Here is a 12,539-nt window from a genome sequence, read left to right on the forward strand (position 1 = left end):
ACGGCCTCCTTTACTGTTTCTTTGCTTTTTCAAAAACTTCGTCAATAGTACCGGAGAACAGGAAACAGCTTTCCGGAACATCATCACAGTCTCCGTCCAGGATCATTCTGAATCCTCTCAGGGTTTCCTTCAGAGGAACATACTGTCCGGGCATACCGGTAAACTGTTCTGCCACAGAGAAGCTCTGAGACAGGAATCTCTGGATTTTTCGCGCGCGGTTTACAGAGAGCTTGTCTTCCTCGGAAAGCTCATCCATACCCATGATAGCGATAATATCCTGAAGTTCTTTATATCGCTGCAGAACCTGCTGCACACGGCGGGCAATTTCATAATGTTCTGTTCCCACCACTTCCGGGGAAAGAATACGGCTGCTGGATTCCAGCGGATCTACTGCCGGATAAATACCCTGACTGGCAATATCACGGGAAAGTACTGTAGTCGCATCCAGATGAGAGAACGTGGTTGCCGGAGCCGGGTCTGTCAAGTCATCCGCAGGCACGTAAACAGCCTGTACGGAAGTAATGGAACCTTTGCGGGTAGATGTAATACGCTCCTGCAAAGCGCCCATTTCAGTAGCCAGTGTAGGCTGATAGCCTACTGCTGACGGCATACGTCCAAGCAGGGCGGAAACCTCTGATCCGGCCTGGGTAAAACGGAAAATATTATCAATGAACAAAAGTACGTCCTGATTTTTTACATCACGGAAATACTCTGCCATGGTAAGCCCGGAAAGACCTACACGCATACGGGCTCCCGGCGGTTCGTTCATCTGTCCGTAAACCAGGGCTGTTTTATCAATAACTCCGCTTTCCTGCATTTCATTGTAAAGGTCGTTTCCCTCACGGGTACGCTCGCCAACACCTGTAAATACGGAAAGTCCTCCGTGAGCAGTGGCAACATTGTGAATCAGCTCCATGATCAGAACGGTTTTTCCCACACCTGCGCCGCCGAACAGGCCAATTTTTCCACCTTTTGCATAAGGACAGATCAGATCGACTACCTTGATTCCCGTTTCCAGTATCTCTGTAGCCGGAGTCTGTTCCTCGTAAGACGGAGCCGGACGGTGAATTGCCCAGCGTTCCTTAATCTCCGGTTCCGGACGGTTGTCCACCGGCTCGCCCAGAAGATTAAACACACGGCCCAGACATTCTTCTCCTACCGGAACGGTTATAGGACCTCCGGTGTCTACGGCCTTCATCCCCCGCACCAGACCGTCTGTGGAACTCATGGCAATACAGCGGACTGTATTATCACCTATCTGCTGAGCCACTTCCACGATCAGCTTTGCGCCTTTATTATCAACTTCAATGGCATTGAGAAGTGCCGGCAGTTCATCGTGCGCAAAGCGGATGTCCAGAACCGGACCGATGACCTGCACAACTTCGCCAACGTGTTTCTCGCTCATTTATGAATCTCCTCTATTTTTTGTTATCATCCAAAGCATTGCTGTCTGCAGTCAGCTTTACAGACCTTCCGCGCCTGCAACGATCTCTGTGATCTCCTGAGTGATACTTGCCTGACGGGCGCGGTTATAAAACAGGTTCAGCTGATCGATCATTTCTCCTGCATTTTTTGTTGCCGCATCCATGGCTGTACGTCTGGCTGCCAGCTCACTTGCCAGACTGTCGCACACGCCTCCGTAGATCAGCCCTGCCAGATATTCCGGAACAATGGCATCAAACACCTCCGTACTGCCCGGCTCATAAAGTATCAGATTTCTTGTTACAGAATTTTTTTCCTCTGATTCATTTTTAAGATCTGTCAGAGGAAGCACAGAAAACACATCCGGCTGCTGTGAAAGCATGGACACAAAGCTGGTATAGCAAAGCTCTATGTGACCAAATTCTCCCTCCCGGAATTTTCTGCAGAGAATATTTGCGATTTGAAAACAGTCCCCGACAGAAATATCTGCGATTTCTCCAAATTCTTCCGTAACGATTTCAATCTTCCTGCGGTTAAAATATTCTACAGCCTTTTTTCCTACAGGCAGAACCATGTAATCCCGTCCGGCGCTGTCTTCTTCCATACGTTTGAACAGATTGGCATTATAGCCTCCGGCCAGACCGCGGTCACCGGCAATCACTACATAACAGAATTTTTCGCTTCTGGCCTCTGCCGCGTACACAGAACTGAAATCCGTATTATTTACAGCAATATCCTTCAGTGTACTGTGCAGAGTGCGGAAATACGGTCTGCAGACTTCAGCCCGCTCCTTGGCCTTACGCAGCTTGGAGGATGCTACAAGTTCCATTGCCTTGGTAATCTGCATGGTACTCTGTACACTTTTGATGCGCAGCTTTACCGCTTTCATGTTTGCAGCCATACTGTCTCCTCCTTACTGTTTTGCAGCTTCCGTTTCCAGAAAATCTCCTGTGAAGTTTTCCAGAGCTTTTTTTAATTTTTCTTCTGTTTCTTTTTCCAGCTTTCCTGTGCTGCGGATCTCCTGCATTGCCGCTGCTCCGTCTGCATCCGAATCCAGGAAACTGTACAGCTTTTTCTCATACTGACGCACATCTTCGGTTTTTATGTCTGTAAGGACTCCGTTGATTACCGCATACAGAATCGCTACCTGTTTTTCTACAGGAACCGGCTCGTTCTGATCCTGCTTCAAAACTTCTACAATACGTGCTCCCTGCTCCAGACGAGCCTTTGTATCCGCATCCAGATCAGAGCCAAACTGAGCAAAGCTTTGCAGCTCACGATACTGAGAATAGATCAGCTTCAGAGTTCCGGCAACCTTTTTCATTGCTTTTATCTGCGCGTTTCCGCCAACTCGGGATACGGAAATACCCGGGTTTACAGCCGGCATAACACCGGAATGGAAAAGTTCTGTTTCCAGGAATATCTGTCCGTCTGTAATAGAAATTACATTGGTTGGAATATAGGCTGATACGTCTCCGGCCTGTGTCTCGATAATAGGAAGCGCAGTCAGAGAACCTCCGCCATGTTCGTCATCTAGCTTGGCAGCGCGCTCCAGAAGTCTGGAATGAAGATAAAATACATCTCCCGGATAAGCCTCACGTCCCGGTGGGCGGCGTATCAGAAGAGAAAGCGCACGATATGCAACCGCATGCTTGCTCAGATCATCATAAATGATCAGCACATGCTTTCCTTTGTTCATAAAATACTCGCCCATTGCGCATCCGGAATAAGGCGCAATATACTGCAGCGGGCTTGCCTCGGAAGCAGTCGCCGCCACTACCATGGTGTATTCCATGGCTCCGTTTTTGGTAAGTGTTTCTACCAGAGAAGCAACTGTAGACCTTTTCTGTCCAATGGCAACATAAATACAGATCATGTCCTTGCCTTTCTGGTTAATGATCGTATCTACTGCCAGCGTTGTTTTTCCGGTCTGGCGGTCGCCGATGATCAGCTCTCTCTGTCCTCTTCCGATAGGAATCATGGAATCAATGGCCTTAATTCCTGTCTGCAGAGGTTCATGTACAGAACGTCTTTCGCAGATTCCCGGCGCCGGACTTTCAATAGCCCGAAATTCTTCTGTTACAACAGGTCCCGCTCCGTCAATAGGCTGTCCCAGAGCATTGACCACGCGGCCGATCATGGCGTCTCCCACCGGAACCGACACTACCTTTCCGGTACGTTTCACTGTCTGGCCTTCACCAATGCTCTCCCCGGAGCCAAATAATACAATCGACACACTGTTTTCTTCCAGGTTCTGCGCCATACCGTAGCTTCCGTCCTCAAATTCCAGAAGCTCTCCTGCCATACAGTTCACAAGGCCGCTGGCTCTGGCAATTCCGTCGCCTACCAGCAGAACTGTACCGGTTTCATCCTGTTTGATAGTGTTCTCGTAATATTTGATCTGACTGCGGATGACCCTGGATATCTCTTCAGGTTTTAATTGCATGTTTCCATACCATCCTTTAAACAATTATTTCGTCAAGTTTTCTGGAAAGACCGGACAAACGACTCTGGACTGTGCCATCCAGAAGCTTTCCTTCCAGCTCCACGCGAAGTCCCGCAACTACAGAAGGATCCTTCTTCTGAAGTAAAGATACTTTTTTGCCGCTGATCTTTTCCAGTTTCTGTTTCAACGCTTCCATCTGAGAGTCATTTAAAGCCACTGCGCCTGTCACCACTGCCTCAGCGATTCCATGATCCGCATTATAACGTCTCCTGAATTCCTCACAGCAACTTCCATATTCTCTGAGAATATTTCTCTCACATAAAAGCTTTATAAAATTCACCAAATATTTCTGTGCCTGTGAGCCAAAAGCCTCATCTATAAGCTTTGTCCTTTCCTCCCAGGGAACAGAGGGCTCGCTTAAAAGCTTCATGTAATCCGCATTTTCATGAAAAATCTGCCGGATTTCTTCCATCTGCCCGCCTATGGCTTCCACAAGCTGTTCTTCGACAGCAAGCTCATACAGGCTGCCGCCGTACATTCTGGCAGTCTGTGTCATGATGTCTCACCCACATTCGCAATAAAATCATCAATGAGTTTCGCGTGATCTTCTTCAGAAATCTCTCTCTCGATCACCTTACCTGCTATCTCCATTGCCATGCCGCCAATTTCATCCTTGATCTCATTGACTGCTTTTCGCTTTTCCTGCGCAATATCTGATTCTGCCTTGGCTTTCATGGCTGCCGCCTGACTTGCCGCCTCTTTCAGAAGCTCCTCACTCTGAACTGCAGCTGTCTTCTGAGCTGCCGCCACGATCTCATTGGCTTTATTTCTTGCATCACGTATTCCCTGCTCATACTCAGACTTCATAGTCTCGGCCTCTTCTTTTGCTTTTACCGCCTCCTGAATCTGAGCGTCTGCCAGTTCTTTACGTTTTGCCAGCATATTATTGATCGGCTTAAACAAAAATCTTTTGATCAGATACACCTGTAAAAAAAGATTGCAGATCTGTGCAATAAAGGTCCAGGGCACAATTCCGACTAATTCCTGTACCTGCATAAATTTAACCTCCTGTTCTTATACCTGACTGTTATCCCAGGAAATTCATAAACATGCCAGGCGCTACAAAGATCAGCAACAGACCTGTAACAAAACCATAAATACCGGTTGTCTCTGCAATGGCACAGCCAAGAAGCATCGTAGAAGTTACGTCTCCTTTACATTCCGGCTGACGTCCGATAGCCTCAAGTGCCTTTGCCACAGCGTTACCTTCACCGATACCAGGTCCAATACCTGCAATAAGCGCACATCCTGCTCCAATCGCACATCCTGCAAGTGCAATACCTTTTGCTAAAATCTGAAAATCCATAATACAAACCCTCCTGTTATTTTAATTTTTTATGATTCCTATGATTCTTCTGCTGCATTGGCAATGTACATAACCGTCAGCATACAGAATATAAACGCCTGCATAAAGCCTGAGAACCAGTCAAAGTAAACAGACAGAACTGCAGGAATACCCACATCAAGAATGGGGATTTTTGCCAGAACATCTCCTACAATACCTGGAAGAAGTCCCAGAAGTGCCGAGCTGGCAACTGCCAGTGCTCCGTAGATCAGTCCGTTGATAACCACACCGGAAAGAATGTTTCCAAAATGTCGGCATGCCATGCTGATAGGCGTAGCCAGCTCAGAAAGAACATTAAACGGCGTCATAATGGCAATAGGTGTTGTAAATCCCTTCAGATATCCGCCCACACCGCCTGTTTTGATCTTCTGAGCAGTGATCATGATAAATACCACAACTGCCCAGGCTGCCTCAGTGGACAAGTCTGCCGTAGGGCTTCGCAGCCCGATCAGACTGATCAGATTGGATACAATGCTTGTGGCAAACAGAGCCGCTACAAAAGGAATCAGATGGCGGAATTTTTCTCCCATGTTTCCAACCACAAATTTATTCGCCTGCTCCACGATCATTTCTGCCAGCGCCTGCCGCTTGGAAATATTCTCCACCTTCAGATCATGGGTCAGCCAGATACAAAGTCCTGTGATCAGGATCATAACGATCCAGCTTACGATCATTGTCTCGCTGATCTGAATATCTCCCAGAATGGGGATTTCCGTCGGAATGGTAAAATAGACCTTTGCTCCGGATATGTCCAGTTCCATGTACGCTTCCACCTCCCGTCTTTTTATTTTTAAATACTATGGAAAACTGCTGCGAGTTATTTACAGTCAGTATTTCATCCTATTTTTTCTTAAAAATCGCATTCAGCTTGATCCCCATGGAAGGGAACAGAAGCGGTAAAAGTCCTGCAGCAAACTGAAAACAGGGAGCAATAATAGCGGCTATGCCCCAGCCCAGCTGAAGAAGCATTCTCTGAGAATAGCTGGCTTTCAGTCTCATGCGGGCAGATCCCTCGTCTTCACAGGCTGCAGCCTTCTGTACGGTAAGTCCCATAAGAAAAAAGTTCAGAACAGCCACTGCTCCGCCTCCCAGGCCTCCGAGGATCACTGTGTAATCAAACGGTACCTTCTCCGGCATCGTGCCATGAAGAACAGCAAATACGATCCACATAAGGACAATTCCTGTAAGTGTATAAATGATCACTTTTTTTGTTTCTTTTTTTACTGCCGGCTGAATTTCACCAAACATATTATATCTTCCCTTCTGTTATTAAATACATTATCAGCTCAGTTAATTACATATTTTCTCTCACGTCCGTACCTGTATGCGGAATTTCTGTATTTACACATGTCTGTTAAAAGACACTTTTTTATGCTTTTTTTTGTCTTCCTTTTTCTGTTCTTCCATGATCTTCAGATAAAGCTTATAGGCTACCATGAACGAACCTCCCAAGCCGAAAAAGAACCCCGGAATATAGACCCATGCCCCAACTCCCATATGAATGTTCAGCCACCAGCACAGGGCAAGGCATAAAAATACAGGAGTCACAAAGGACAGACCAAACTGTGTGAGCATGGTAATATTTTTCAGCATATCAGCCCAATTTTTCACAACTGCATTCTCCTCTTACACTCATCACTCCATCTCCAATGGTAAGTGTTGTGGATATTTTATCATAATTGTATAAAAAATACAACTTTTTATTGTGTATATTAACGACTTTTTTGTTCTGTTTCATTAAAAAATATGTAAATATTTCAATCTTTTCGCTGTTTTTTTGCAGTGTTTCCTATAAGAAATTCAAAAAATCCCGGGGAATCTGCATAAACAGACTCTCCGGGATTCTTCCTGCATGATAAATTATGAACATCCAGACTCTTGCTTATTTTTCGTACTCTACAACAACGGTTTCTCCCGGTACTGCAGCTCCCGCATGAGGAGTTACCCCCTTGATATCATCCATGTTTGTGACGATCATAGGAGTTACACAGCTGTAGCCTTTTTCTTTAATGAAATCCATATCAAATTCCATCAGAAGATCTCCTTTTTTTACAGAAGCTCCGGCTTCTACCTTTGGAGTATATCCCTCTCCCTTCAGGGCAACAGTGTCCATTCCGATGTGGATCAGAAGCTCCAGACCGTCCTGTGTGTTGATGCCGATTGCATGTTTTGTATCTGCGATCATGGATACTGTTCCGTCTGCCGGGCTGTATACCTTTCCTTCAGATGGCTCGATAGCAATTCCGTCACCCAGGATCTTCTGAGCAAACATCGGATCCTCAATATTTTCCAGAAGCACTGCCTCGCCCTTTAACGGTGCATAAAGCTTATTGTTTTTTTCTTTTTTACCAAATAATCCTTTAAACATGATCGTATCCTCTCTTTCTTTTTTGCTACTGTCTACTTCATTTCCGGTGATCCTGCCAAATACCTTCCGGCTTATATCCGCTGACAGCATTCTGTTCCGTGTGTGCCGGGATTTTGGCAGAAAACACATCTGAACACCCGGAGAAATATTACCTGTAAACAGTTATTACTTTTCTTATCCTAACATATCTTTACAGCTTATTTCAATATAATCTGCAAGCCTAAATATATTTTATACTCAGACTTTGACCAGAAGCAGACCATTCTCTCTGCCCCTGACAGCAGAAAGGAGGATGCCGCAGCACCCTCCCTCCTGTTATGTATATTATTTACATAATTTTTTGAACTCATCCGCTACGAACTGAACCTGTGTACCTACAATAACCTGTACATTTGTTTTGCTCGGACGGATCACGCCTGCTACACCGGCTGATTTGATCTTTTTCTCATCAACCTGAGTATAGTCTTTGATCTCAAGACGAAGTCTTGTGATGCAGTTGTCGATTGTGGACACGTTCTGCGGTCCGCCAACACCCTCAAGGATGATCTTTGCAACTGCTGTAAAGTCGTTGTTTGCAAGAACTACTTTTGTCTCATCTTCATCGTCGTCTTCACGTCCCGGAGTTTTAAGATCAAACTTAACGATTGCGAAACGGAATACTACGTAGAATACGATAAATGCTGCGATTCCAAGAGGAATGATCAGCCATGTTTTCTGTGCAGCCGGCAGAGATGCGGAGAACAGAAGGTCTGTGGCACCTGCGGAGAAGGAGAATCCTGCACGGAATCCAAGAGATACTGTAATAAATGTAAAGATACCATAAAGCAGAGCATAGATTACATACAGTACCGGAGCAAGGAACATAAATGCGAATTCAAACGGCTCTGTAACACCGCAGATGAAAGAACATACTGCTGCGGAAGCTACAAGACCGATAGCGATTTTTTTCTTGTTGTCTTTTGCTGTGTGGATCATAGCAAGGGCTGCGCCAGGGATACCAAACATCATACATGGGAAGAATCCGGACATGTACATACCAAGGCTCCAGGAAACATCTGCTGATGTTTTGCCAGCCCAGAAGTTTGTGATATCACCAAGACCGATAGTATCAAACCAGAATACGTTGTTCAGTGCATGATGCAGACCTGTCGGGATCAGAAGTCTGTTCAGGAATGCGTAGATACCGGCACCTACAGCGCCCATGTTTGCAATACCTTTACCTAATGCTACCAGTCCGCCGAAGATCAGAGGCCAGATAAACAGAAGGACAGCTGCAACGATAATGGAAACAACACCTGCAACCATGGCTACGCAGCGTTTTCCGCTGAAGAATGCAAGCCAGTTCGGAAGTTTTGTGTTCTTGAATCTGTTGTAGCATGTAGAACCGATCACACCGGCAATGATACCGATAAACGGGTTCTGAATCTTCTGGTAAGCCAGAAGCTGTGTTGCGTTTTCAGCAACGCCAGGTCTGAGAATTGTAACAACTGCTTCACTGAGAAGTGTTGTCATCATCAGCCAGGAAGCAAGAGCTGCAAGACCTGCTGTACCATCGTGATCGTCAGACATACCGACACCGACGCCGATTGCAAACAGAATTGCCATGTTATCAATGAGTGCTCCGCCTGCCTTAACAAGGAACAGACCGATTGTAGGGATGATACCTGTGATCTCCCCCCCCTGCATGGTGGCCGGACACAGAAGGTATCCAATACCCATAAGGATACCGCAGATCGGCAGACATGCAACTGGAAGCATTAAAGCTTTTCCCAATTTTTGAAGCCATTTCATAATGAAAATCCTCCTTCTTTTTCGCTTGTGACCTATGACAAACTTTATCTTTTTCTGCTCTTTTTCGACATTTTTCCAATGTTGTCCGGAACATCCGCAATAAAATTTGTACATTTTTCACAATCACGTTAATTCGTGTCTACTCTAACAGATAATATTCGCTAAGTCAATATGTTTTTTTATGATTAGTTTATAATTTTTTTAGATTTTTTATATATTCTTCAGTTAGTTAAAAGTAATCCATGTATCAGTTCCCGGACAGTACTTCCCGGTATATTTTCGTATGTTTTTGGTTCCTGTTCACGTAATACTGTCCCGTGGAGTTTTTGGCATAAAAATACCGGGACAGCCAGGACAAAGTCCCTTGATTTCCGGCATTTCACCAGATATAATAACATTATATTTTTAAGAATTTTCAGACTTTTATTACAAACCGGAAATGGAGATGATCTTTTGCAGAATATGACAAAATATGCCCTGAAAGAGTCCCTGAAAAGGCTTATGCTGAAAAAATCCCTGGACCGGATCACCATCAATGATCTTACCTCGGACTGCGGGATCAGCCGCATGACTTTTTATTACCATTTCAGGGATATTTATGATCTGGCAGAGTGGACCTGTCTGGAGGAATCCAGAAAAGCTCTTCAGGGTAAAAAAACTTATGATACCTGGCAGGAAGGACTTGTACAGATTTTTGAGGCTGTTTACGAAAATAAGACTCTTGTGCAGAATGCCTGTCATGCCATTGGAAGAGAAAAAATTGAGAATTATCTTTTTAAGCTCACTCATGATCTGATCATGGGTGTGGTACAGGAACAGTCCGCGGAGCTTTCCATTACAGAAGAACAAAAAAATTTTATTGCCGATTTTTATAAATACAGCCTTGTGGGAATCCTGCTGGACTGGATCAGCCGGGGAATGAAAGACGATTATCAGGCAATGACCGACAATATCTGTACCACTCTTCACGGCTGTATTGCAAATTCTATTCATAATTATACAGATCAGGGGAAATGATAAACTTTTTATCATTTCTCTTTTTTTGTAAATTGAACCCGATGCAAAAGGGCAATACTATAATATCACGACAAAAGTACATCTGTTTTTCAGAAAGGTGGTTTTTTTAATGGCAAAAAAAGGTATGAAGATCGGACTTGCATTGGCAGCAGGCGCTGGCGCCGCAGCGGTGCTGGCAAAAACAACCTCAAAAGAGCACAAAGCTCCTGCTCCGGTATCAAATAGCGATTACCGGAATACAGAGCGCGGAAAATATGAAAAAAACAGCAAAGGAATCTATTACAGCAACGGAAACTACGAAGCCTTTGCCCGTCCGGAAAAGCCGGAAGGCGTTGACCATAAAAATGCCTACATTGTAGGAAGCGGTCTTGCTTCTCTTGCCGCTGCCTGCTTCCTGGTACGCGACGGCCAGATGCCCGGCTCTCATATTCATATTCTTGAGGCAATGGATATTGCCGGAGGAGCCTGCGACGGCATCTTTGATCCCAGCCGCGGCTATATCATGAGAGGCGGACGTGAAATGGAAAACCATTTTGAATGTCTGTGGGATCTTTTCCGAAGCATTCCTTCTCTGGAAACACCGGGAGTATCGGTTCTGGATGAGTATTACTGGCTGAATAAGCATGACCCCAATTATTCCCTTTGCCGCGCCACAGTCAATCGCGGACAGGACGCCCATACCGACGGTAAATTCAATTTAAGTCAGAAAGGCTGCATGGAGATCATGAAGCTTTTTATGACAAAAGACGAGGATCTTTATGATAAAAAAATTGAAGATGTCTTTGACGATGAGGTATTCAATTCAACCTTCTGGCTGTACTGGAGGACCATGTTTGCCTTTGAGAACTGGCACAGCGCGCTGGAAATGAAGCTTTACTTCCAGCGATTTATCCATCATATTGCAGGGCTTCCTGATTTCAGCGCTCTGAAATTTACCAAATACAACCAGTATGAGTCTCTGATCCTGCCCATGCAGAAGTATCTGGAGGCTGCAGGCGTTGATTTCCAGTTCAACACAGAAGTTACAAACGTACTTTTTGACTTTAAAGACGGAAAGAAAATTGCTTCCGCTATTGAATGCAGGGTAAAGGGCGTGGAAAAAGGAATTGTCCTTACAGAAAACGATCTTGTTTTTGTCACAAACGGAAGCTGTACCGAGGGAACCATCTACGGTGATCAGAACCATGCGCCTAATGGAGATGCGGAAGTCCGTACAAGCGGCTGCTGGAATCTCTGGAAAAATATTGCAAAACAGGATCCAAGCTTTGGACATCCGGAAAAATTCTGTTCCGACATTAACAAAACCAACTGGGAATCTGCAACCATCACAACACTGGATGAAAAAATCATTCCTTATATTACCAATATCTGTAAACGCGATCCCCGCACCGGAAAGGTTGTTACAGGCGGTATCGTAAGCTGTAAGGACTCCAAATGGCTGTTAAGCTGGACCATTAACCGTCAGGGACAGTTTAAAGAGCAGGATCCAGATAAGGTCTGCGTATGGGTATACGGACTGTTTACGGACGTTCCCGGCGACTATGTAAAAAAACCGATGAAAGAATGTACAGGTAAAGAGATCACTGAAGAATGGCTCTATCATCTGGGTGTTCCTACAGAGCAGATTCCTGAGCTGGCAGAAAAAAGCGCTGTCTGCGTTCCTACTATGATGCCCTATATTACGGCTTTCTTTATGCCGAGAACAAAAGGAGACAGACCGGATGTCATTCCTGACGGCTGCGTAAACTTCGCCTTCCTTGGACAGTTTGCAGACACACCGAGAGACACTGTATTTACCACAGAATATTCTGTAAGAACAGCAATGGAGGCCGTGTACGGACTTCTGGGCGTTGACAGAGGTGTTCCTGAAGTGTGGGGAAGCGTGTACGATATCCGTGAGCTTCTCAGCAGTACCGTAAAGCTTATGGACGGAAAATCTCCTCTGGAGATTCAGCTTCCCGGTCCTCTGAATGCACTGAAAAAACCTGTTCTCCATTTTATTAAGGGTACTGTGATCGAAAAGGTCCTGAGAGATTACGATGTGTTAAAAGACGGAATGTAACATTCTGCTAAAAGGCTTCTGCAATACA

Annotated in this window: 13 protein-coding genes; 2 read left to right on the plus strand and 11 right to left on the minus strand. The window is 45.2% G+C overall.

Annotation, left to right across the window (positions count from 1 at the left end; genetic code table 11):
* Positions 1-10 precede the first annotated feature (10 nt).
* The 11 genes from atpD to nagE form a co-directional block, all read right to left on the minus strand.
* Entirely contained in the window at positions 11-1,405 is a 1,395-nt protein-coding gene (atpD, locus tag NSA57_RS13495) for a F0F1 ATP synthase subunit beta (protein WP_022066864.1), read from the minus strand.
* Between the two features lie 57 nt (positions 1,406-1,462).
* A complete protein-coding gene (gene atpG, locus NSA57_RS13500; RefSeq protein ID WP_022066865.1) occupies positions 1,463-2,323 on the minus strand; it encodes an ATP synthase F1 subunit gamma in 861 nt (286 codons plus the stop codon).
* Between the two features lie 12 nt (positions 2,324-2,335).
* Positions 2,336-3,868: a F0F1 ATP synthase subunit alpha gene (atpA, locus tag NSA57_RS13505; RefSeq protein WP_257465090.1), complete on the minus strand. Its 1,533-nt coding sequence runs from the start codon at positions 3,866-3,868 to the stop codon at positions 2,336-2,338.
* Positions 3,869-3,884: 16 nt separating this feature from the next.
* Positions 3,885-4,424, minus strand: a complete 540-nt coding sequence (atpH, locus tag NSA57_RS13510) for an ATP synthase F1 subunit delta (RefSeq protein ID WP_257465091.1) — start codon at positions 4,422-4,424, stop codon at positions 3,885-3,887.
* Positions 4,421-4,924, minus strand: coding sequence for a F0F1 ATP synthase subunit B (gene atpF, locus NSA57_RS13515; RefSeq protein ID WP_022066868.1), 504 nt, complete (start codon positions 4,922-4,924; stop codon positions 4,421-4,423). The genes atpH and atpF overlap by 4 nt, the downstream gene beginning before the upstream one ends.
* 31 nt (positions 4,925-4,955) lie before the next feature.
* Positions 4,956-5,237, minus strand: coding sequence for an ATP synthase F0 subunit C (atpE, locus tag NSA57_RS13520; protein ID WP_138271463.1), 282 nt, complete (start codon positions 5,235-5,237; stop codon positions 4,956-4,958).
* Between the two features lie 35 nt (positions 5,238-5,272).
* Complete coding sequence (locus NSA57_RS13525; protein WP_138271462.1) at positions 5,273-6,034, minus strand: F0F1 ATP synthase subunit A; 762 nt, start codon at positions 6,032-6,034, stop codon at positions 5,273-5,275.
* A gap of 79 nt (positions 6,035-6,113) precedes the next feature.
* The gene (locus tag NSA57_RS13530; RefSeq protein WP_022066871.1) at positions 6,114-6,521 is read right to left on the minus strand and encodes a hypothetical protein; all 408 of its coding nucleotides are present in this window, start codon (positions 6,519-6,521) and stop codon (positions 6,114-6,116) included.
* A 93-nt stretch (positions 6,522-6,614) separates the two neighbouring features.
* Complete coding sequence (locus NSA57_RS13535; protein ID WP_147598679.1) at positions 6,615-6,884, minus strand: AtpZ/AtpI family protein; 270 nt, start codon at positions 6,882-6,884, stop codon at positions 6,615-6,617.
* A gap of 271 nt (positions 6,885-7,155) precedes the next feature.
* On the minus strand, positions 7,156-7,641 hold the full coding sequence (locus NSA57_RS13540; protein ID WP_138271459.1) for a PTS sugar transporter subunit IIA: 486 nt from the start codon (positions 7,639-7,641) through the stop codon (positions 7,156-7,158).
* A gap of 324 nt (positions 7,642-7,965) precedes the next feature.
* Positions 7,966-9,432, minus strand: coding sequence for an N-acetylglucosamine-specific PTS transporter subunit IIBC (gene nagE / locus NSA57_RS13545; protein WP_171026678.1), 1,467 nt, complete (start codon positions 9,430-9,432; stop codon positions 7,966-7,968).
* A 453-nt stretch (positions 9,433-9,885) separates the two neighbouring features.
* On the opposite strand from nagE, the gene NSA57_RS13550 reads away from it, so the two are divergent.
* The gene (locus tag NSA57_RS13550; RefSeq protein WP_138271458.1) at positions 9,886-10,449 is read left to right on the plus strand and encodes a TetR/AcrR family transcriptional regulator; all 564 of its coding nucleotides are present in this window, start codon (positions 9,886-9,888) and stop codon (positions 10,447-10,449) included.
* A gap of 109 nt (positions 10,450-10,558) precedes the next feature.
* On the plus strand, positions 10,559-12,511 hold the full coding sequence (locus tag NSA57_RS13555) for an oleate hydratase (RefSeq protein ID WP_257465092.1): 1,953 nt from the start codon (positions 10,559-10,561) through the stop codon (positions 12,509-12,511).
* Positions 12,512-12,539: the final 28 nt, after the last annotated feature.

It is taken from the genome of Blautia caecimuris, assembly GCF_024622975.1.
Lineage (GTDB): Bacteria > Bacillota > Clostridia > Lachnospirales > Lachnospiraceae > Blautia_A > Blautia_A caecimuris.